Origin of the sequence: Oryzibacillus soli (genome assembly GCF_051594765.1) — a bacterium.
In the GTDB taxonomy this organism is placed as follows: domain Bacteria; phylum Bacillota; class Bacilli; order Paenibacillales; family NBRC-103111; genus Paenibacillus_AR.
In genome coordinates, this window is record NZ_JBPPGJ010000163.1 from 1 (window position 1) to 213 (window position 213).

1 rRNA gene is annotated in these 213 nt (G+C 46.9%); it reads right to left on the reverse strand.

The annotated features are described in order from the left end of the window. Nucleotides 1-67 (reverse strand): 16S ribosomal RNA (locus ACSEXW_RS28530); the annotation flags it as partial. Between the last annotated feature and the right edge of the window lie 146 nt (nucleotides 68-213).

Sequence of the window (213 nt, forward strand, 5' to 3'; positions counted from 1 at the left end):
GCTCGACTTGCATGTATTAGGCACGCCGCCAGCGTTCGTCCTGAGCCAGGATCAAACTCTCCAAAAAGGTTTGTTCGATATAGCTCATTCATTACACTTGGCTGTGTTTGTTGTTACTACTCGTTGTTCAGTTTTCAAGGAGCTAACTTGAAGTTACTTACTTACTCTCACCGTCGCTCTCGCGGCCGGAAGACTAATATAGCACGCTTCGAC